Origin of the sequence: Protofrankia sp. Cr1 (assembly GCF_963555865.1) — a bacterium.
GTDB lineage: Bacteria > Actinomycetota > Actinomycetes > Frankiales > Frankiaceae > Protofrankia.
This window is the reverse complement of sequence record NZ_CAUVXO010000167.1, coordinates 1506-2203: the sequence shown is the minus strand read 5'-3', so window position 1 is coordinate 2203 and position 698 is coordinate 1506. Positions and strand designations below refer to the sequence as shown.

Annotated in this window: 1 protein-coding gene; it reads right to left on the bottom strand. The window is 66.8% G+C overall.

What is annotated here, in order from left to right; all coding sequences use genetic code 11:
• Position 1 precedes the first annotated feature (1 nt).
• On the bottom strand, positions 2–697 hold the full coding sequence (locus U9980_RS14415; protein ID WP_322768384.1) for an NYN domain-containing protein: 696 nt from the start codon (positions 695–697) through the stop codon (positions 2–4).
• Between the last annotated feature and the right edge of the window lies 1 nt (position 698).

Genomic DNA, 698 nt, shown 5'->3' with positions numbered 1-698 from the left:
CTTAGAATGACAAGCCGAGCACAGCCTCCTCCATGTTTGACTTGAGCGCCGCGGCCCTACGTGGCTGGCCGCGGCATCTGAATACCTGGCCGCCGCGACCAGCGCCGACTGGCCCGCCGATATTCGGATATTGCGCGACCTGGTCGGGGCAGCCGACGCAGCCGACGCCACTTTGGCCGATGTGGACGAGACCGGTTTCGAGGTCGCGAACCGCTTCCAGGGCAGGCACCAGGTCGGTGTCACGGCTGAACAGGATGCCGACGTCGTAGGCGTTCTCGCAGGCGAGGCGTACGAAGTCGACAGCCAGCGCGACGTCGATGCCCTTCTCCTGGGCAGGCTCAGCCGGCCAGCCCTTCGGGTACCGCAGTTGTCGACGTACGACCGTCACCCGTCGGTCACGTTCCCACTGGGCAGCCTGCCTGTCGCTGGCCCTGGCAGCCGCCAGCTGGTGGTCCGGGCTCAGACGGCCACGATAGACACGAACGGACGTCAACTCGCCGCTGAAGCGTCGACCGCCGACCATCCGCGGCGAGTTGCAAAGCACGGCCTTCTGCCAGGCCTTGCCCGTGGCGCTGAGGATGCCGAGGTTGTTCCAGCGGCGACAAATCGTGTGGAGGCCGACACCTTCGAGGATGTCGTCGACCCCGGCGACCAAGAGCGCGGCTTCCGCCTCGTCCTTGGTCCGCTTGTCCGGCAGT